The 16836-nt window shown below is 61.8% G+C and carries 16 protein-coding genes; 6 read left to right on the top strand and 10 right to left on the bottom strand.

Translation table 11 applies throughout. From position 1 onward, the window contains the following. Positions 1-35: 35 nt before the first annotated feature. Complete coding sequence (locus OCK01_RS14760; RefSeq protein ID WP_263824594.1) at positions 36-1364, bottom strand: energy transducer TonB; 1329 nt, start codon at positions 1362-1364, stop codon at positions 36-38. Between the two features lie 169 nt (positions 1365-1533). Here OCK01_RS14760 and OCK01_RS14755 point away from each other — a divergent pair, with 169 nt between their 5' ends. Genes OCK01_RS14755 through OCK01_RS14735 form a run of 5 tightly spaced genes read left to right on the top strand, consistent with a single transcriptional unit; the run spans position 1534 to position 5587 of the window. After that, positions 1534-1722: a hemin uptake protein HemP gene (locus OCK01_RS14755; protein ID WP_182827424.1), complete on the top strand. Its 189-nt coding sequence runs from the start codon at positions 1534-1536 to the stop codon at positions 1720-1722. 38 nt (positions 1723-1760) lie between these two features. After that, on the top strand, positions 1761-2813 hold the full coding sequence (locus tag OCK01_RS14750; protein WP_263824593.1) for a hemin-degrading factor: 1053 nt from the start codon (positions 1761-1763) through the stop codon (positions 2811-2813). Positions 2814-2822: 9 nt separating this feature from the next. Beyond that, positions 2823-3698 (top strand): heme/hemin ABC transporter substrate-binding protein, encoded by an 876-nt coding sequence (locus OCK01_RS14745; protein WP_263824592.1) that lies wholly within the window; start codon positions 2823-2825, stop codon positions 3696-3698. 58 nt (positions 3699-3756) lie between these two features. Next, on the top strand, positions 3757-4797 hold the full coding sequence (locus tag OCK01_RS14740; RefSeq protein ID WP_263824849.1) for a FecCD family ABC transporter permease: 1041 nt from the start codon (positions 3757-3759) through the stop codon (positions 4795-4797). Positions 4798-4804: 7 nt separating this feature from the next. Beyond that, entirely contained in the window at positions 4805-5587 is a 783-nt protein-coding gene (locus tag OCK01_RS14735) for a heme ABC transporter ATP-binding protein (RefSeq protein WP_263824591.1), read from the top strand. A 63-nt stretch (positions 5588-5650) separates the two neighbouring features. Here the strand turns inward: OCK01_RS14735 and OCK01_RS14730 are convergent, their stop codons facing one another. From OCK01_RS14730 to OCK01_RS14690, 9 genes are all read right to left on the bottom strand, one after another. Then, positions 5651-6628 carry a calcium-binding protein gene (locus OCK01_RS14730; protein ID WP_263824590.1) on the bottom strand — a complete coding sequence of 326 codons (978 nt, stop codon included), beginning with the start codon at positions 6626-6628 and terminating at the stop codon, positions 5651-5653. Positions 6629-6788: 160 nt separating this feature from the next. After that, positions 6789-7367 carry a sugar transferase gene (locus tag OCK01_RS14725; RefSeq protein WP_263824589.1) on the bottom strand — a complete coding sequence of 193 codons (579 nt, stop codon included), beginning with the start codon at positions 7365-7367 and terminating at the stop codon, positions 6789-6791. A 495-nt stretch (positions 7368-7862) separates the two neighbouring features. After that, positions 7863-8693: a DUF937 domain-containing protein gene (locus OCK01_RS14720; protein WP_263824588.1), complete on the bottom strand. Its 831-nt coding sequence runs from the start codon at positions 8691-8693 to the stop codon at positions 7863-7865. A 196-nt stretch (positions 8694-8889) separates the two neighbouring features. Beyond that, positions 8890-10263, bottom strand: coding sequence for a glutamate--cysteine ligase (locus tag OCK01_RS14715; protein ID WP_263824587.1), 1374 nt, complete (start codon positions 10261-10263; stop codon positions 8890-8892). 118 nt (positions 10264-10381) lie between these two features. Further along, complete coding sequence (locus OCK01_RS14710) at positions 10382-11119, bottom strand: 16S rRNA (uracil(1498)-N(3))-methyltransferase (RefSeq protein WP_263824586.1); 738 nt, start codon at positions 11117-11119, stop codon at positions 10382-10384. Between the two features lie 7 nt (positions 11120-11126). Continuing rightward, on the bottom strand, positions 11127-12659 hold the full coding sequence (locus tag OCK01_RS14705; RefSeq protein WP_263824585.1) for an inorganic phosphate transporter: 1533 nt from the start codon (positions 12657-12659) through the stop codon (positions 11127-11129). Between the two features lie 72 nt (positions 12660-12731). After that, positions 12732-13178 (bottom strand): NUDIX hydrolase, encoded by a 447-nt coding sequence (locus OCK01_RS14700; protein WP_263824584.1) that lies wholly within the window; start codon positions 13176-13178, stop codon positions 12732-12734. Positions 13179-13449: 271 nt separating this feature from the next. Beyond that, positions 13450-14586 (bottom strand): alpha-hydroxy acid oxidase, encoded by a 1137-nt coding sequence (locus tag OCK01_RS14695; protein WP_318530242.1) that lies wholly within the window; start codon positions 14584-14586, stop codon positions 13450-13452. 2 nt (positions 14587-14588) lie between these two features. Next, entirely contained in the window at positions 14589-15401 is an 813-nt protein-coding gene (locus OCK01_RS14690) for a FadR/GntR family transcriptional regulator (protein ID WP_263824582.1), read from the bottom strand. A 162-nt stretch (positions 15402-15563) separates the two neighbouring features. Between OCK01_RS14690 and OCK01_RS14685 the strand changes: the two genes are divergently transcribed. Beyond that, on the top strand, positions 15564-16832 hold the full coding sequence (locus tag OCK01_RS14685; protein WP_182827413.1) for a DUF3422 family protein: 1269 nt from the start codon (positions 15564-15566) through the stop codon (positions 16830-16832). Positions 16833-16836 lie beyond the last annotated feature (4 nt).

The following is a 16836-nucleotide window of genomic DNA, read 5'->3' as shown; positions in this document are numbered from 1 at the left end:
GAGTGAGAAAACGTTAACCATTCCGCTCGCTTTGATTAACGGAACTCGATCGGCACGGTCATTTTCCAGCTTTTTTTGCCGGTTTCCGTAGGAATGGCTGGAAAAGGCGCGGCTCTATCCAACAAGGCCAGAGCCGCTTGGTCGAGTTTGGGGTCGCCGGAACTGCGGGAAATGCGGGCGCCTGATACTCCGCCGTTCGCCGTTATGGTGAATGAAAGCACAAGGCTTCCTTCGCCGCGGACCCGGACGCGTTTTTGCGCTCGGCTCAGCTTCTTTTGAACGAGACCCTTGTAGTTGCTGGCCGCCGCATTGCCGACTTCCCGATTTGCGGCGCCTCTCGAGGCGTCCTTGCTGGATTGCCCTCTGCTCTTGGCGTCTGTCCGGCCGCGATCGGCGTTGTATTCTTGCTTGGCGTTCTGGCCCTTGCGCTTCTTCTGGTCCTTCTTGGCCACCGTTTTCTTGACGGGTTTTGTCTTGGGCTTTTCCTTTTCGACCACCGGCTTGGGATCGGGCTTCTTGAGTTCCGGCTCCTTTTCGACCGGCTTGGGCGGCTCCGGCTTTTTCTCTTCGACCGGCTTCGTTTCGACTTTTGGTGGATCGATCGGTTTGGGCGGCTCGGGTTTGATCTCTTCGATCTCTTTCGGCGGCTCCTGAACGACCGGTTTGGCGATCTCAGCAACTTTCGCCTCGGCAGGCGTCGTCGCAGTCAATATCTCGGGGAGTGCCGCGCCGAGCATCGGCATCGGCGCGTCCTTGAGCACTTGTTCGGATGTCGCCGGAACAACGGGCGGCGGCTCCGGCTCTACTTTTGCAATCGGCGGCGGCTCGACCGGCTTCGGTACAGGGGCAGGATCGGGTTTGGCTTTCTCGACCGTTTCCTGTTGTGGTTCTTCGACCTCCAGATCCTTGGCGGTTTCGTCTCCCGAAACCCGCGCGTCGACGTCGGAATCGTCGCCCTGGACGATCAGCGAAATCACCGTTTCTCCTTGGATCAGCGCGTCGTCCGGAGCTTTTGCGACAAACACGCCCAGCGCCAGGGCGACGCCGGCATGGAGGAACACGGACAGCGCAAAGCCGCTGCGCAACAATCTGCGATGTGCGCCGCTCCGCGGCTTGTCTGGTTCGGGCGCTGGATGGGGAATGTCCGCATGCAGGGGTTCGAGGCCGACGGCGGAAGACGGATATCGATCGATCCCGGTTTCCGATCCGAGATAGGGCGAGATGCCGTCGTCGCGTGCGAAGGAGCAGCGGGGCACATTGTTGAACTGATGCGAAACCCCCGACCGATCGGCCTGATTGGAATTGGCGGGCTTGAAGCGGAGCGAGCTGAGCTGGACGATCGCGCTGTCAGCTGTCTGCGTCATGACCCACTCCTTTCGGACACGGAGCAATCCCCCCGGCCCGTATCTGCGCGCGATCGAATATTCGACGGCGCGATCGATAAATTTTAACTTGACTATCCCGCACTGGTATTGCGTGGATTAAGAAATATGACTACGGAAGTCAACAAAGATCTGAACAAAGAGGCTGATCATGCCGAGTGGAGACAGAGATCCGGCGGGGCGCGAAAGCGCAGCCCAAGCCGCCCCTCTCGACGTCAATGTGCGGGAATACGACACGAAAACCCTGTTCATGGGCGACCGTGAAATCGTCATCCATCACGCCGGCTCGGCCTATCGGATGAAGATCACCAAACAGGGCAAACTCATTCTCAACAAATAAGCGCCGCCGCTGCGGACATTGCATAGAAGGAATCGAACATGAGCAACATTGGGCCGACGCCGTCCGAAATCCGCGCCTATCGGGCGGAAAATTCAAAGCTGCGCGAACGCGATATCGCCAAGAATCTCGGCGTCTCCGAGGCGGCGTTGGTGGCGGCGGAAGTGGGGATCTCCGCTGTTCGCATCGACGCCAATCCCAATCGCATGCTCGAACGCGCGCCGGAACTCGGCGTCGTGATGGCGCTCAGCCGCAACGAAAGCGCCGTGCACGAAAAGATCGGCGTCTATGAGAAGATCGAGATCGGCGAGCGCACCTCGCTGACCCTCGGCGAGAACATCGATCTGCGCATTTTCAACTGGGTCTGGGCGCATGCCTTCGCCGTGACCAAGACCGACGGCGATACGGTGCGCCGCAGCCTGCAATATTTCGACAAGTCGGGCGAGGCGATCCACAAGATCCATCTTCGTCCGGAATCCAATCTCGAGGCCTATGAGCGCCTGGTCGCGGATTTCCGGCTGGAAGATCAGTCTCAGGATTTCACGGCCGAAGTCTTCACGAAGCTTCCTTCCGGCCGCAAGGACGGTTTCGACGTTGCAGCACTCCGCGACCAGTGGAGCAAGATGACCGACACGCATGAATTCTTCGGCATGTTGCGCAAGCTCGACGTTGACCGCTGCGCCGCCGTGCGCGCAGTGGGCGAGGACTTCGCCTGGAAACTGACCGATGGGGTGATCGCCGAATTTTTCCAGAAGTCGGTCGAGACCCAGGTCAATCTGATGTGCTTCGTCGCCAATCGCGGCATTGTGCAGATCCATACCGGTCCGGTGTCGAACATTCAGCCGATGGGCCCATGGATCAATGTCATGGACCCGACCTTCCACCTGCACCTGCGCATGGACCACATCGCGGAAGCGTGGGCAGTCCGCAAGCCCACCAAGGACGGCCATGTCACCTCGATCGAGGCTTATGACGCCGATGGCGAAATGATCATCCAGTTCTTCGGCAAGCGCAAGGAAGGCAATGCCGAGATGGCGGAATGGCGCTCGCTCGTCGAAAGCCTCTCGACCACCAGCGCCGCCGAGGCCGCATAAGGGAAAGCCATGTCGTTTTTCATGAACGCAATCCGTTGCGCCGGCATCGCCTTTTCTCTCGCCCTCCTGCCGCTCGGGCAGGGGATGGCGGGCGAGAAGATCGCCGACCCCTCTCGTATAGTGTCGATCGGCGGAGCGGTGACCGAGATCGTTTATGCGCTGGGAAAGGGCGATCTTCTGATCGCCCGCGATTCCACCAGTCTTTTCCCGCCCGAAGCAATGAAGCTGCCGGATGTGGGCTATATGCGGCAACTGTCTCCGGAAGGCGTGCTGTCGGTCAATCCGTCTGCGATCCTCATGATCGAGGGCAGCGGCCCCAAGCCCGCCATCGATGTCATGAGGAAGTCCTCCATTCCCGTGGTGACCGTACCCGAAGGCTATGACGCAGAAGCGATTACAGCCAAGATCCTCGCCGTCGGCGCCGCGCTTGGCGCAGACTCCGAAGCCGAAGCGCTGGCTAAGAAAATCTCGGCCGATATCGACGAAGCCGTGAAGGCAGCCGATGCGGTTCCAGCGGACAAACGCAAGCGGGTCCTGTTCGTGCTCACCCTTCAGGGCGGAAAGATCATGGCCGCCGGCGATCACACGGCGGCGAACGGCATTTTGAAACTGGCGGGCGCGGTCAATGTCGCCGGCGATTTTCATGGCTACAAGCCGATCAATGACGAGGCGGTCATCTCCGCAGCGCCAGACGTGATCCTGATGATGAGCCGCGCCGGTCCCGGCGCGTCCGATGAAGAGGTTCTGTCTCATCCGGCCATCAAGCTCACGCCCGCCGGCAAATCGGGCTCGCTGCTGCGCCTGGATGGCGCCTCCACTCTCGGCTTCGGTCCGCGCACCGCGGATGCGATCCGCACCGTCTCGAAGGCGCTTTATGGCGGTTGAGGCTGTAACGATGACCCGAGTCCCGGCGCGGTCGCGGCGGACCCGCAAGGCGCTCGCCATGCCGCTGCGGCAACGCCTGGGCCTGGCGGCGCTCGTGGCGTTGGCTCTCGCCGTTACCGTTTTTTCGATCGGGGTCGGCGCAAGCTCTGCGTCGCTACCCCGGTTCCTGTATGATTGGCTCTCCGGCGCGCCGCAAGACGGCGTCGAGGCGCTCCGCGACCGGATCGTGATTCTCGACATCCGGTTGCCCAGAGCCATTCTCGGCTTGATGGCCGGCGCGGGCCTCGCGGTCTCCGGCGCGATCATGCAGGGCCTGTTCCGCAATCCGCTCGCCGATCCCGGCGTCGTCGGCGTCTCCGCCGGCGCGAGTCTCGGCGCTGTCGGGTCGATCGTGCTGGGAGCGAGCGCGCTTGCGCCGCTTGCCTCTCTTCTGGGACCGTTCCTCATTCCGATCGCCGCCTTCGTCGGCGGCTTGACGGTGACCATGCTTCTCTACGCGATCGCATCGCGTGACGGCGAGACGCAGGTCGCCACCCTGCTGATCGCCGGCATCGCCATCGGCGCACTCGCCATGGCCGGAACGGGTCTGCTCGTCTATATGGCCGAGGACCAGCAATTGCGCGACATCTCCTTCTGGAGTCTCGGATCTTTGGCTGGAGCCACTTGGGACAAGGCGTTGATTGCGCTGGGGGTCGTCGGGCCCTCGTTGATCACGCTGCCTTTCCTCGCGCGCGGCCTGAACGCCTTCACATTGGGCGAGGCCGCCGCCATGCATATGGGCGTTCCGGTCGAGACGCTGAAGAAGGCTTGCATCTTCCTCGTCGCCGCCATGACCGGCGTTGCGGTCGCCTTCTGCGGGGTGATCGGCTTTGTCGGCATCATCGTGCCGCATATCCTGCGCTTGGCGATCGGGCCCGACCACCGCTTTCTTCTGCCTGCCTCTGCGCTGCTGGGCGGGACGCTGTTGATCGGCGCGGATATCGCCGCGCGTATCGTGGTCGCCCCGGCCGAACTGCCGATCGGCATTCTCACGGCCTTGATGGGCGCGCCTTTCTTCCTGTGGATCCTGTTTCGCGGCCGCGCGAGCCGCATCCTGTGACGGCGTCATGATCAAGCTTCAATCCGTATCGGTCGACCTCGGCGGTCGACGCGTGGTCGACGATGTCAACTTCGAGGCGAAGCCCGGGCGCCTGACCGCGATCATCGGGCCGAACGGCTCGGGCAAGACCACGACGCTCAGAGCGATTTCGGGCGACCGACGCCATGTCGGCGAAATCTCGATCAATGGCCGTAGTCTTGCCAGGCTGGCGGTGGGCGAACAGGCTCGGCTCCGGGGCGTGATGTCGCAGTCCATCCAGCTCGGCTTCCCATTCACGGTTCGGGAAGTCCTGGAAATGGGGGTTGTCGCAGGCGAAGTCCATTCGCGCGAGGAGGCTGACCGCCTGATCGCGGAGCGGCTCGCGGCGGTCGATCTCACCGGCTTCGAGAACCGCTCGGCGTTGGCCTTATCCGGCGGCGAGCAGTCGCGCATGCATATGGCCCGCGTTCTCTGCCAGATCAGCAGTCCCGAGATTGATGGGCAACCGCGCTGGCTGTTGCTGGACGAGCCCGTCGCGAGCCTCGATGTGAAGCATCAACTGGCTCTGATGCGGACGGCGCGGGATTTCGCCAAAAGCGGCGGCGGCGTCATCGCGGTGATGCACGACCTCAACCTCACCGCCCTGTTCGCCGATCATGTGCTGATGCTCAGACAAGGGCGTCTGGCGGCGGAGGGCGCGCCGGCGGATGTTTTCAAGGAAGATATCCTCGAAGCGGTCTATGGTTGCGCATTGTCGGTGCGCGTCGAGGGCGGACGACTCAGTATCTTCCCCACCGACGAGGCGGCCTGACGGCGAACGAAAAAAGACGCGGCCGGCGAGCCGCGTCTTTCGATCATTCTATTCTTCCCGGGATCAGAGGATGTGGAAGTCCGATTTGTGCAGGTCGGCCAGATCGACATCCGACAGCAGCAGCTTGCCGCCACTATAGGAGATGAGCACGCCGTCAGCGGTGTCCTTGGCGGAATCCAGCACATCGGCATAGTTCTTGAACAGGCCGTCGGCGAATTCGATCACGTCCTTGCCCGCAGCGCCTTCGGCGAAATCGGTGATCGTGTCTTTTCCATCGCCCTTGGCGAAGACAAAGGTGTCGGCGCTCGAACCGCCCGTGAGCGAGTCCCTGCCGGCGCCCCCGACGAGACGATCCACACCGGCGCCGCCGTTCAGGATATCGTTTCCGGCGTCTCCCTTGAGCGTATCGTTGCCCGCACCGCCCGTCAGGGTGTCGTTGCCCGTCCCGCCGCTGAGTTTGTCGACGCCCGAACCGCCGGAGATTTTGTCGTTGCCTGCGCCGCCGCCCAGCGTATCGTTGCCGTTGCCGCCGCTGACCGTATCTGCAAAGCCAAAGCCGGTGAAGACGTCACTGCCGGTCGAGCCTTTGAAGACGATGGAATCGGAGGCCAACAGCGTCTTCAACGATCCGACCCGTGAATCCATCAGGTCTCCCATCAGCTTGCCGTCTTCAGTGGACGTCGCGAAATCGGAAAATCCGGAGATGACGACATCCTTCGAGTTCGAATAGGTTTCAGTCGCCTCGTTGTAGGATGTATCCGTTCCGAAGGTGATCGACTTCAGGTCGCCGCTGACCACATGGGTGCTGAGATCATAGGTGAAGCCGCCGTCGGACGTGAACACCACGCTGGCGCCGCCATTGCCCTCCTCGTTCGCCATCGTGACATAGCCCTCGCCCTTGAAAGGGTCGGACGGATCGGGCTTGTTGAACCCGCCTCGGCCGGAAGACACGAAGGTCGTGTCGAACGTCTGGATATAGGCGTTGAAATTCACGCCCTTGCCGTCCTTGTTGGCGTCGGCGACGGAAATGGTGAGAGCCATGGTCTACCCTTCTCTAAAACATGATTGCGACACTCAACTATTAAACATGAATAAAGAAGTCAACATATTTGCGTCGGCGATGACGTCACAGGAACGTGCCAAAAACAAAAAAGGCGAGGGCAAGCCCCCGCCTTCGCATCGATGATATTCAATGTTTGTATCAGAAACCCGTGCCGCCTCGGAATTCCCGTACGGCCGTGCCGATGATGATGCGAATATCCTGCAGGATCGAGAAGGTCTTGATGTATTCGATATCGTAGGCCACGCGACCGCGGGCCGCTTCTTCCGTATTGGTAGGGCCGCGATAGCCGTTCATCTGCGCCAGCCCGGTCAGGCCGGGCCGGACGAGGTGGCGGATGTGATAGTCTCGCACCAGATCTTCATAGAGCACGCCGGTTGCGAGCATTTTCGGGACATGGCAGCGGGGGCCGACAATCGACATGTCGCCCAGGAAGATGTTGATCAGCTGCGGCAGCTCATCGAGGTTGGTCTTGCGCAGAAAGGCGCCGATGCGCGTCACGCGCGGATCATTCTCGGTCGTCTGACGCACGCCGCTCACATCGCACATGTCGCTACGCATGGAGCGGAATTTGTAGATGCGGATCAGTTTGCCGCCACGACCCCAACGCTGCTGGCTGAAGAACACCGGGCCGCGATTTTCGATCACGATGGCTGCGGCGATCATGAGAAAGAAGGGAAGCAGGACCAGAAGCGCCAGTCCGGACACGGTGACGTCCATGCCCCTCTTCAGAGCGAACTGGAACGGTTTGTCCAAAGCGCCATGAATCCAGCTGGAGCCTCGAGACGCCGAAATGGCGTCCAGTTCGGCCGGTGCGCCCGCGGCGGCAGTCGTGCTGCGAAGGGGCAGGGTCGTGCTGAGTGTTCCAGGATTCATACTGATAACCTGAATGAGAGGCGCCTGATCACGGGATGGCAAAGCGATAAACCAATCGGCCGTGTTTGTCACCTGGGATTAACATTGTCGTAAGGTTGATTATCCAAGTGAAATCAACCCGCTCTGCTCCGATTCAGACCATCAAACGCGCGAAAATGTGGCGTAGTTCCCTAAAAAGCAGCGCATTGCAAAACAATTTTTTAACACTTCACAAAACATGTCGGGATTTCAACGGCAAGCCATGCGTTCAGCGCTGGGGTGAGCTGCAAATTGGGAATGGCTTTCGAGGGCTCCTGTCGCGTTTTGGATCATTGTCCACATGCAACAAGACAGACGGGCTCACTCGGCCCGTGACTTTGCGCCGGAAAAATAGCTGTTGAGGATAGAATCGAGATTGGACTGGTAAGCCTTCTGCACCTCGATGCCGCTCTCGAACATCTGGCTGAAAAGATTGCTGGAGGGGGCGGTCTCGACAGGATCCGGCGTTGCGGGTTTCGTCTGCTGCGGAGACATCGCCGCATTCATCGCGCCGAGCATCTGGAGGAAAGGATTGGCCGCGAAAGGATCCGCCGGCTTTTCCTGCTTGGCCGCCGCCGGCGCCATCATGGCCTGCATGGCGTCGAGAAAAGGATTGGGGAACGACGAAGTTGGCGTCTCGGGCTGTTGCGCCATTCCGGAGGCGCGCAGCCACGGCTCCATCAGTTTGGCCCCGTCGCCGGCGGTGATCGCGTCGCCAGCGGCGCGGAACTGGTCCGCCACCTGGCGCAGGAAGCCGCCGACCATGGCGTTGGCCATGACCGGCAACATCTGCTTCAGTACTTCCTGGCCGATGCCGGACATTTGCGCCGCCTGCGCGGCGATGGCCCGCGACACGTCCTTGGAGCCGAACAGCTGGCCGAGGATGGCGTTGCCGTCAGCCACGCCTTGGGGGGTGAACGCCTTGCCCATGTCCTCGAAATATTTGGCGTAGCCGCCGGACATCGCCGATTGGAGCAGGGCGTTGAAATCGTAAGGATTTGCAGCGCTGCGCTTGAAGCCGGAGGAAAAGGCGGGCATCAACGCCGTCATCGCCTTCTGCATCTGCTCCTGCGCCAGCCCGAATTGGCGGGCCATGGCCTCCGTCGCCTGACCGTTCTGCGCATTCATCATCAGATCGAACAAAGGCAGCATGGAAGTCCTTTCAAGAAAGCGAAGCGCTCTGCGTCAATGCCACTATAACGTGGATTCGCATTCTTGAAACAGGAAAGGTCGAAGCCGACCGACGTTAAAGCGGTCGCGAATTCCGATATTCGCTCCCATACTTTATCGCTCGGCTTTGGCGCGTATCGTCATCCCGAAACTCGCCATCGCTTTCGGTCGAGATGCTTCAATACCTGTAGTCGGAGAATACGGGTTCGACCGAGCCGTTCCATTCGCCATCGAACCGGGCCAGAAGTTCATCGGCCAATGTCGGCTTGCCGGCGACGATCTCTTCCAACGGGGAGAGATAGATGGTTTCGTCGGCGCCGGCCTCGTTCAATACATGGCGGGCTTTGAGACCCTTGCGCGAGATGTCGAGCGCGTCGCGTGCGATGTCGCCGAGGCGCCGCGCGCCGAGCATGGCGTCGAGGCCCTGTTCCGGAACGGCGTCGCGGGCGGCCTGCACGGCGTCGAAGCTCCAGTCGCGCGTCAATTGGACGGCGTCTTCCAGCGCTGCGGAGTCATAGAGCAGTCCCACCCAGAAGGCCGGCAACGCGTTGATGTGGCTTTCCGGTCCGCAATCCGCGCCGCGCATTTCCAGGAAGCGTTTGAGGCGCACATCGGGGAACAACGTCGAGAGGTGATTGGTCCAGTCGCCCATATTGGGCTGCCACTCTTTCAGTTCGCCCTTGAGCGCGCCGGCCATGAACTGACGAAAGGTGACATGGGTGCAATCGTGATAGGCGCCGTCGCGGACCACGAAATACATCGGCGTGTCGAGCGCCCATTCGACGTAATCCCGATAACCGAACGCCTCGGAGAAAGCGAACGGAAGCAGGCCGGCGCGGGCGTTGTCGGTGTCGCGCCAGATATCGCCGCGCCAGGATTTGAAGCCGTTCGGCTTGCCTTCGGTGAAGGGGGAGGCGGCGAAAAGCGCGGTGGACAGCGACTGCAGCTTCAAACCGACCTGCATCTTGCGGCGCATGTCGTCTTCGGACGAAAAATCGAGATTCACCTGAATCGTGCAGGTGCGATACATCATGTCCAGGCCGCGGCTTCCGACCTTGGGCATGTAGCGCGACATGATGCCGTAGCGCGATTTCGGCATTTTCGGCGTCTCGTCCCAGCTCCATTTTGGGCTGCCGCCGAGGCCGAGAAAGCCGATGCCCATCGGGACGGCGATGTCCCGCATCAGATCGAGATGTCCGCGCGTCTCGGCCGCGGTCTGGTGCAGTGTTTCGAGCGGCGCGCCGGACAATTCGAATTGTCCGCCGGGTTCGAGCGAGATCGCGCCCATGCCCGAGGGGGAGGCGAGGCCGATGATATTGCCTTTGTCGACGATCGCGTCCCAGCCGAGCCGGTCCTGCATGATGTCGAGAATGGCCTTGATGCCCGTCTCGCCTTCATAGGGCACGGGACTGTTGTCGGCGGTGCGGAACACGAATTTCTCGTGCTCGGTTCCGAGACGAAAGGCGCTTTCAGGCTTCTCTCCGGCCGCGATATGTGCGGTCAGATCGTCGATCGAGGTGACAAGTGTGTCGTCCGTAGTGTCGCGCGCCATGTGAGCTTCTTCTGCAGGTGAGATCGACGGTCGCCCGCACGCCGCCGGGCAGAGTGCTTGACCTGTCTTTACAGGATTTGCAAGCAAAAAGGATGAAAGGCTGGCTCAGATTTTTTGATCAGCGCCAGTCTCCGATCATGGCCTGGATGACGGCGAAAGCCGCGACCGCAGCAGTGTCGGCGCGCAGGATTCGTGGGCCGAGCGGAATCGGCGTCACGAAGTCTAGACTGCGCAGAAGCCGCTGTTCTTCTTCCGAAAACCCGCCTTCTGGGCCGATGAGAAGCGCGAGTTTTTTCTCAGCTATGGCTCGAAGCGCGCTCATCGGGTTGTTTGTGTCCGCGCCTTCGTCGCAATAGATGATGCGGCGGTCGCGCGGCCAGGTTTCGATCAGCGCCGTCAGCCTGACGGGTTCGCGGACCTCCGGAATCGCCAAAATGCCGCACTGTTCGGCGGCTTCCACGGCATTGGCCCTGAGGCGATCCAGCGAAGTGATCTTGCCCTGGACATGCTGGGTCATCACCGGCTGTATCACGCCGGCGCCCATTTCGACCGATTTCTGGATCAGATAATCGAGCCGGCCGACCTTCAGCGGCGCAAAGAGATAGTGCAGATCCGGTTGTTCCGGCTGCGGCCGGGTGACTTCGACGGGCACGATCTGGATCTTCTTGCGGTTGGGAAACGTGAGCTGCGCCTTCCATTCCCCGTCGCGGCCGTTGAATATCAGGATTTCCGCGCCGTCCTGCAGTCGCAGCACATTGGCGAGATAGTTGACCTGTTCGTCATTGGCAGGGATGGGGCTGTCCGCCGAGATCGGCGCATCGAGAAAAAGCCTCTGCATTCGGAAATTGGCGCGCATCGCGTCCTCACTGGATCAGTCTGTGCAGGGCGGCGGCGATGCCGGCGGCGAGCGCGCCGGAAACGGGGGCCGTCACCACCCATGCGGCAAGGATGGACATCAGATAGGAGCGCCGCACCAGATAGCGATAGCTGTTGTCCACAGCCTGCGCCGTCTCCTCTGAGGCGGCTTTCCCGGCCAAAACCTCTCGCGCAGCCTTCTTGTCGCCGTTCAGCGCCTTGGCTTCGATATACAGGCGGCGCTGGGTGGAATGGGCGACATGCCATTCACGAAACAGGCCGACGCCGAAAACGGCGCCGACGGCGATATGCGTGGAACTGACCGGCAGGCCGAGCGCCGAAGCGACGATGACGGTCATCGCGGCCGAGAGCGCGACGCAGAAGGCTCTGATCGGGTTGAGCTTGGTGATTTGGCTGCCGACGATGCGGATGAGTCTCGGCCCGAACAGCAGGAGTCCCACCGAAATGCCGAATGCGCCGAGCGCCATCACCCAAAACGGCGCGTCCTGATTGGCGGTCACGGACTGGATGCCGGAGGCCTCCACCACCGCAAAGAGCGGACCGATCGCATTGGAGACGTCGTTTGCGCCATGAGCGAAGGACAGAAGCGCTGCCGAAAACACCAGCGGCGTTCGAAACAGCGATTTGATCGATGGATCCACGGCGTCGAGTGCGCCTGCCTGACGGGCGACGACGCGGCGATAGGGGACATAACCGATCAGTCCGACCAACGGGCCGGCCGCGATCGCCTGCCAGGCGCTCAGGCCGAGTTCGTCGTCGAAGCCGAGCAACAGCAGGTAACTGACGAAAGAACCGGTCATCACCGCCAGCAGTATCGGAACCCACCGCTTCGCCGCCGAGAGCCGATCGTCCGCATAGAGGATCGCGGTCTGGATGAACGAGAGAAAGGCGACGGCGATCAGGCCGCCCGCGATGGGAGAAAACAGCCAACCCGCAGAAATCTCGGCGAGTTGCCCCCAATTCACCGCCCTGAAGCCCACGATCGCAGCGCCCGCGCCCATGATGCCGCCGACGATCGAATGGGTGGTCGAAACAGGCGCATTCAGCCAGGTGGCGATATTGATCCAGGCGGCGGCGGCAAACAGCGCGCTGACCATGATGACGACGATCATGTCCGGATTGGGCGTCAGGCTTGCGCTGACGATGCCGTTCTTGATGGTCGCCACCACCCGGTCGCCGGCGAGAAATGCGCCGGCGATTTCCCAGACGGCCGCCAGCACGAGCGCGTTGCGCAGCGAGATCGCCCGCGCGCCGACGGCCGCGCCGACATTGTTGGTCACGTCGTTCGCGCCGATATTCATGGCCATATAGGCGGCCATCACGGAGGCGACCGCGATGAACAGCATTCCGGCGCTTCCCGCGGTCATGCTGACCGCGGCGCTGGCGGCGCAGACGATGAAGACGAAGGCCAGCGCTGGGGTCGCCGCGCGGTTCATCACAAATTGCGCCGCGCTCTCCATCATCCCGATTTTGTCGAGATCCTGGTCGAGCGTCGGCTTCGTATAGGTTGATTTCGCCATCCAAAATGCCTTGCAGCGTGGTCATGCCCGGATGACGATCATGCGTCACCGCGCTTGCGTGATGATGACCTTTCAGGCCGAAGGGGAAAACGACGTTGCAAATCTCAGGATGAGATCCCGAAGTTCCGGCTCCGCCACGCGCGCCGCCGCTGTCGAGGGCGAAACCCAGTCCAGCTGGCGCTTGCCTTTTTCCTTGAAACTGTCGACGCAACCGGTAACCCGCATGGGAAAAACTTCGACGCCGCAGGGCACGCAAAAGTCATCCTGCATGCGTTTCTGATAGCTGTAGATTCCGAGGGGAACCGCACCGGCCTCGCCTGTGACGCCCGCTTCCTCCAGCGCTTCCTGTCTCGCCACCTCGTGCCCGGCCTTGGAACCCATCGGCCATCCCTTCGGAATGACCCATCGGCCGGTATCGCGACTCGTCAGAAGCAGGATTTCCAGCTCCCCGACCGAAGTTTCGCGATAGCACAGCGCGGCATATTGCCGGCGCTGGGGACGGCGTAGCATGAGTTGCATCGACCTCGCGATGCCCGACAGGATTGTCAACGGATGGGAACCTCCAGCTCGAATCGATAAAGACGTCGACAGACTATATCAGCGATTCTTCAAGGAATGGCGACGGAGGTCGACATAGTGATGTTCTGAAAACGCTGCTTCACAGATTTTTTCGGTCTGCGACGTCGAAACCGGTCTTATGGAGCTACAAAGGCAATATTATGGTTCCCTCTCGTCGGCCGGACGCTCGGCTGCGCCTCGCGAGCCGGCTGCTCCCTTTGTAATAAATGTTTCAGCCTGCCAGAATGCTCCTGTCGAGTTCCGAGACCTTCCTCTTTCCGCACAGCGCCATGGTGACGTCCATCTCCTTGTAGAGAATATCCAGCACCCGGCGGACGCCGGCGCGGCCGCCTGCGCCGAGCCCGTAGAGGAAGGGGCGGCCGACATAGACGCCCCGGGCGCCGAGGGCTACGGCTTTCAGGACGTCCTGGCCCGAGCGGACCCCGCCGTCCATGTGAACTTCGATGCGGTCGCCGACAGCGTCGACGATGCGCGGCAGCACGGAAATCGAGGAAAGGGCGCCGTCGAGCTGGCGACCGCCATGGTTTGACACGATCAGCGCGTCCGCGCCCGAATCGGCGGCGGCGCGCGCGTCTTCCTCATCCAGAATGCCCTTGAGGATCAGCTTGCCCCCCCACTTTTCCTTGATCCAGGCGACATCCTGCCAGGACAGGCGGGGGTCGAACTGTTCGGCGGTCCAGGCCGACAGCGAGGAGAGGTCGGAGACATTCTTGGCGTGACCGGCGATGTTGCGGAAGGTGCGGCGCTGTGTCTTCAGCATGTCCATGCACCATAACGGCCGCGTCGCCATCTGGTAGATATGCTTGGGCGTGAATTTCGGCGGCGCCGACAGGCCGTTGCGCAGGTCCTTGTGGCGTTGGCCGAGGATCTGCAGATCCAGCGTCAGCACCAGAGCCGAGCATTTGGCCGCCTTGGCGCGGTTGATCAGATTTTCGACGAATTCGCGGTCGCGCATCACATAGAGCTGGAACCAGAAAGGCTTGGTGGTCACAGAGGCGACATCCTCGATCGAGCAGATCGACATGGTCGACAGCGTGAAGGGCACGCCGAATTCCTCCGCCGCCTGCGCTGCCAGCATTTCGCCGTCGGCATGCTGCATGCCAGTCAACCCGGTGGGCGCCAGCGCGACCGGCATGGTCGCAGCCTGCCCGGCCATGGTGGTTTCGAGCGATCGGCCGGTCATATCCACCAGAACGCGCTGGCGAAGCTTGATCTTCTCGAAGTCGCTTTCGTTGGCGCGATAGGTTCCTTCGGTCCAGGCGCCGCTGTCGGCATAGTCGAAAAACATCTTCGGCACGCGCCGCCGCGCCTTTTCCTTCATCTCGGCGATGGTGAGGACCTTGTCGATGCTCATGGGGTCTTTCCTTTTGCAGGGCGGGCGGTCGCTTTGGTCGCCGCGCGCTGGACGTTTCTCATTTCTGCGATGCGCTGGCGCTCATGGGCGCGGGCGGATTCGACGGCGGTTTCAGCCACATAATCGATATGCGCCTCCGCCGCGGCCCGCGCCGCTTCGGGATCGCCCGAGAGGATGGCGTCGACGAGCATGTGGTGTTGACGGAACAGTTTCTCACGCGCCGGGGCCTGATCGAAAATCAGGCGGCGATGGTGGAAGATGCCGAGGCTCAGAAGCCTGTAGCAGGCGCGCAGTGTGTGCATCAGAATGATGTTGTGCGCGGCTTCGCCGATGGCGTGGTGCAGTTCGATGTCGCGTTCAGCCTCGGCCTGGAAATCCTCCTCGGCGCGCGCCTGCGTCATGCCCTCGAGAATGGCGGTCAGGCGGCTCCTGTCGGCTTCGCTCGCCCGCTTGGCTGCAAGCTCAGCCGCCTGACCCTCCAGCATGCGCCGATATTCCAGATAGTCGCGCGTCGGCCGTTCATGCCGGGAAATGAGTTCGGAAACGGCCGGCGAAAAGATCTGGCCGATGAGATCGGCGACATAGGTGCCGCCGCCGTGGCGGCTCACCACCAATCCGCGGTCTTCCAGTGTCTTCAAGGCCTCCCGGAGCACCGGCCGCGAGATTTCCAGGCGTTCGGAAAGCTCGCGTTCGCCAGGCAGCCGGTCTCCGCTCGACAGCACGCCATCCAGCAACAACAGCTCGATCTGCCGCACGGCTTCCTCGGCCGTATTGCGATGATCGATCGATCTGAAGATGTCGTCTTGCATGTCAATTCCCTTGTCGAGCTTGCGGTAACAGTTCTGTGGTCAAGTGGTCAAATAAATTATCCAATTATCGCTGGCTCGATTGTCGGATTGTCGCATTCGGCGTCCGGCGATTGACAAAGCGCATGACGGCGGAGGAGGATCGCCAGACAGGGGAGACATGGGATGGGCAGCGGGGCGTTCACCTTTCCACAGGCGCCGGACAGGGCGCGGGCGCTGGGCGAGATTCACGCTCGGCCCTATGTGCTCGTGCCGTCGCCACGCGTCATCGTGCAACTGGCCTTCATGCTGGACGGCGGCTCCGGCGTCGATCACGCCGTCATGGCCGATCTCTCTCGCCAGCGAGGGCTGTCGCCGCCCGGTCGCGACGCGCGTCACCATGCCATGCCCTGGGGGCCGGGCACGCTGCGCTGGGAACAGCATACGGAATTTTCGACTTGGTTCTGGGACGGGCCGCTGCCGGACAAGTTCGGCGGCGACATCATAGGCCATCCTTTCGGCGACGGCTTTCGCCCGCCCGGCTCGCTCATCTCCGGCATCCGGCTGGAAATCCGTCCTGAAGGGCCGGAGACGGATGCGGCCATCGCCAGCTTCGATCCTGCGAGCCTCTGCCACAGCGAGGTCAAGACCGGGCAGGCGGCGATCTATACCGATTTCCGCCAGAACGGCGACGGCCTGACGATGATCCTGCTGGTCGATCGCGGCCTCACCCGCGCCGGCGTCGGCGCGCTCGCCCAGCGCCTTCTCGACATAGAGACCTACCGCACGCTCGCCATGCTCGGCCTGCCGCTCGCCCAGACTTTATCGCCGGAAATCCGCCGCATCGAGGACGGACTGACCGCCGTCACGCAGACCATGAAATCCGGCGCAGGCGCGGGCTCAGACGCCGCGCTCGGCGAAATCACCAAGCTCGCCGCCGATCTCGAAGCCAATGCCGCGCTGTCTCTTTATCGCTTCGGCGCGTCGCGCGCTTATTACGGCATCGTGCAGGAACGCATCCGCATGCTGGCCGAAACGTCCACGCCCGGCTCGGAAACGCTCGGCTTTTTTCTCGAACGCCGCCTGGCGCCCGCCATGCGCACCTGCCAATCGGTCGAGGAGCGACAAGCCAACCTGTCGCGCAAGCTCTCCCGCGCCACCGGCCTCGTGCGCTCTTGGATCGATGTCGAACTCGAGCGGCAGAACGCAGACCTCCTTTCGGCGATGAACCGGCGGGCGGAATTGCAGCTGCGATTGCAGCAGACCGTCGAAGGGCTTTCGGTCGCGGCCATCTCCTATTATATCGTCGGCCTCTTCGGTTACGTCGCCAAGGCGCTCGGGCATGATCTCGTGCCCATCGATGCGAGCGTGCTGACTGGCCTGTTTGCGCCCGTCGCCATTCTCGCCGTATGGCTCATGGTGCGGCGTATCCGATCGAAACACGGTGACGAATAGGCGA

The sequence above is a fragment of the Rhizobium sp. TRM95796 genome, from assembly GCF_025779995.1.
In the GTDB taxonomy this organism is placed as follows: domain Bacteria; phylum Pseudomonadota; class Alphaproteobacteria; order Rhizobiales; family Rhizobiaceae; genus Rhizobium_E.
The sequence above is the reverse complement of the archived record's forward strand: the minus strand, read 5'-3'. Positions and strand labels throughout refer to the sequence as shown.

Excerpts from the sequence above, each read along its gene's own strand:
- OCK01_RS14715 (WP_263824587.1), bottom strand. The coding sequence starts at position 10,263 with ATGGCGCGCGACACTACGGACGACACACTTGTCACCTCGATCGACGAT.
- OCK01_RS14720 (WP_263824588.1), bottom strand. The coding sequence starts at position 8,693 with ATGCTGCCTTTGTTCGATCTGATGATGAATGCGCAGAACGGTCAGGCG.
- OCK01_RS14760 (WP_263824594.1), bottom strand. The coding sequence starts at position 1,364 with ATGACGCAGACAGCTGACAGCGCGATCGTCCAGCTCAGCTCGCTCCGC.
- OCK01_RS14730 (WP_263824590.1), bottom strand. The coding sequence starts at position 6,628 with ATGGCTCTCACCATTTCCGTCGCCGACGCCAACAAGGACGGCAAGGGC.
- OCK01_RS14710 (WP_263824586.1), bottom strand. The coding sequence starts at position 11,119 with ATGCGCGCCAATTTCCGAATGCAGAGGCTTTTTCTCGATGCGCCGATC.
- OCK01_RS14745 (WP_263824592.1), top strand. The coding sequence starts at position 2,823 with ATGTCGTTTTTCATGAACGCAATCCGTTGCGCCGGCATCGCCTTTTCT.
- OCK01_RS14755 (WP_182827424.1), top strand. The coding sequence starts at position 1,534 with ATGCCGAGTGGAGACAGAGATCCGGCGGGGCGCGAAAGCGCAGCCCAA.
- OCK01_RS14750 (WP_263824593.1), top strand. The coding sequence starts at position 1,761 with ATGAGCAACATTGGGCCGACGCCGTCCGAAATCCGCGCCTATCGGGCG.
- OCK01_RS14740 (WP_263824849.1), top strand. The coding sequence starts at position 3,757 with ATGCCGCTGCGGCAACGCCTGGGCCTGGCGGCGCTCGTGGCGTTGGCT.
- OCK01_RS14700 (WP_263824584.1), bottom strand. The coding sequence starts at position 13,178 with ATGCAACTCATGCTACGCCGTCCCCAGCGCCGGCAATATGCCGCGCTG.
- OCK01_RS14725 (WP_263824589.1), bottom strand. The coding sequence starts at position 7,367 with ATGGACGTCACCGTGTCCGGACTGGCGCTTCTGGTCCTGCTTCCCTTC.
- OCK01_RS14735 (WP_263824591.1), top strand. The coding sequence starts at position 4,805 with ATGATCAAGCTTCAATCCGTATCGGTCGACCTCGGCGGTCGACGCGTG.
- OCK01_RS14690 (WP_263824582.1), bottom strand. The coding sequence starts at position 15,401 with ATGCAAGACGACATCTTCAGATCGATCGATCATCGCAATACGGCCGAG.
- OCK01_RS14705 (WP_263824585.1), bottom strand. The coding sequence starts at position 12,659 with ATGGCGAAATCAACCTATACGAAGCCGACGCTCGACCAGGATCTCGAC.
- OCK01_RS14685 (WP_182827413.1), top strand. The coding sequence starts at position 15,564 with ATGGGCAGCGGGGCGTTCACCTTTCCACAGGCGCCGGACAGGGCGCGG.